The following is a 2,591-nucleotide window of genomic DNA, read 5'->3' on the forward strand; positions in this document are numbered from 1 at the left end:
TGAAGCGGCAGCAACTAAGATAAAGGAGTATTTATTTGAATTGAAGAATGCATCATCATCTTCAGTGTGTGCCAGCAGATATTCTGCTGATTCAATTAGTCCTCTAGAGGAAGTAAATACAAAATGCATTTCCAAAATTCTGATGCCTCGTTGCTTTATAACGCCCCGCACTGCAATGGCTTGTTATGTTTCAACTCGTTGAGTTTTGCTTTTGGCAAACTCTAAGGTCTTTATTAGTAACATAAAGCCTGAGGCCATTAATAAGCCACCTACAAAGAAATAAAATAATACAGGATTTTCATTAAGTTTAACGCTAAATCCAAATGCTGAAAATTGCATTTCGAAAATACTGAACAGGCTATAAATAAAMACTATAACGGATAAAATAAAAAGTAGTTTATTTCCAAATCTATAACTCATAAGTCAACTTTTCCCTTTGAAACATGACATGTCTATAGCGAGCGAATCGCGCGTTTTTCTAACACAGTGTCGCTCGCTTTTCTGAATGACTCATTTGTAACAAACTTCTTAACTAATTGCCATTAAGACTAAAATGCAGTAGTTCTAGCTTTTGTCTCAGGACAAAAAAGAGCGATTGGGTCGCTTTCCTGACTATGCAAGCAATATACTTTGACGAAATAGAAAAGCAATTTTGAATGGCCGAAGTTCGCTCTTTTGAGTAATTCGCCTAAACACGTCTTGGGGCGTGCGACGTGAAGTCGTATGAAGCGCTGTTCACCGCTTAATGAGTGAACCATCTGTATCACCAGATGATCCTAGGAGCCTGAATAAAGTAGCGGCTCTGACAATGTAACGAAGGTTGGTATGCGCCAATCGGGATCTTAATCGTGAGAGGACGATCCTCCTGATAACCACAAATCGGGTGAGTGCTAGGCAGTCAGTATGATGAACATAAGTGAATCCGCGTAAGGTGCGTTATACGATGAAACAGCGGAAGTGGTTAATACGCTGTAGCCAAAAGGCACGAGAGTCGGAAAGAGATTGCCCCATGCTCTTTCGTGATCACTGAACTCTCCGCACTATAGCGGGCATCTAACCTGACATTGCGCAACATACGGAACACGGTAAGCCTGTATCACTCCCTTTGGGAAAGCTTATATAGCCGATAGTGATGCAGGTAGAGGATGTTGGAGAAAGCAAAGGCTGGATTGTAATGATGCAGATACAGACGTCTGTCTGGCACGAAAGTGAGCTGACTTCCGACTGGTCTTCCGTTGCAAGAGAATTTGAAGAACTTTATTCAAGGAGAAACGCAAATGATGATTTCAAAAGAGATTAGTGCCTCCCCTGACAGTGCTCAATGGCAATCCATAAATTGGAAAACTGTTGAGTCGCACGTTTTAAAGCTTCAGATGCGTATTGCAAAAGCAACAAGAGAAGGTAAACACAGCAAAGCGAAAGCGTTGCAGTGGATACTGACTCACTCGCATTCGGCAAAACTTCTTGCTGTTAAGCGAGTATCACAAAACAAAGGCAGTAAAACGCCCGGAATAGACGGCGTCATCTGGAATACGGATACGCGCCGCATGAAAGCAGTCAATCAATTGAGCAGAAAGGCTTATCAAGCCAAACCGCTCAAGCGTATCTACATCCCTAAGAAAAACGGCAAGCTCAGACCTTTGGGTATCCCGTGCATGGTCGATAGAGCGCTACAAGCGCTTCACCTTCTTGCACTAGAGCCTGTGTCAGAAACACTTGCTGACCCAAATAGCTACGGATTTCGGCGCAATAGAAGCACTGCTGATGCTATTGCTCAGTGTTTTCTCTGTTTGAGTAAAAAGCAATCCGCGCAATGGGTTCTTGAGGGAGATATCAAAGCCTGTTTCGACAAGATTGGGCATCAATGGCTTATGAATAATATAGCTGTAGATAAACGAATGTTGGAACAATGGTTAAAGTCTGGTTTTATGGACAAAGGGCTGTTCTATCGCACTGACGAGGGAACACCACAAGGCGGGATCATATCTCCAACCTTGATGCTGATGACTCTTGCAGGTCTTGAGCAACGCATTAAGTCCACCGCACTTAAAAATGGGGCGAGAGCCAACTTTATAGGATACGCCGATGATTTCGTAGTCACATGCACTTCAAAGGACGTGCTGGAGAACGATATCAAACCGTTGATTGCTGACTTCTTAGCACATAGAGGCTTAACGCTCTCCGAAGAGAAAACGCACATTACCCACATTAGCCGTGGTTTTGACTTCCTAGGCTTTAACCATAGGAAGTACAAAGGAAAACTGCTCATTAAACCGAGCAAATCTAACACGTTAATATTTCTGAGTAACTTGCGCGAACTCATTAAAAAGCACGCAACTACCCCCGTTAACGATCTAATCAAGTTGATAAATCCGAAACTCAGGGGTTGGTCGAATTACTATCGCCATTGCGTTGCCAAACAAGTATTCGGATATGTGAGCCACAAACTATTTCTAGCGTTATGGCATTGGGCTAAAAGGCGTCATCCAACAAAATCAAAAACTTGGATCGCCATGAAGTACTTTATCAACCGTCGAGGCCAATGGCAATTTCACGGTTGGCAGAAGAGCATGAACATGAACATGAACATG

General features: G+C 42.9%; 1 protein-coding gene. It reads left to right on the forward strand.

From position 1 onward, the window contains the following. Nucleotides 1-1,277 precede the first annotated feature (1,277 nt). A partial coding sequence (ltrA, locus tag L1D46_RS20345) for a group II intron reverse transcriptase/maturase (protein ID WP_239978142.1) occupies nt 1,278-2,591 on the forward strand: 1,314 nt, incomplete at its 3' end.

It is taken from the genome of Pseudoalteromonas sp. Isolate3, assembly GCF_022398505.1.
Taxonomy (GTDB): domain Bacteria; phylum Pseudomonadota; class Gammaproteobacteria; order Enterobacterales; family Alteromonadaceae; genus Pseudoalteromonas; species Pseudoalteromonas apostichopi.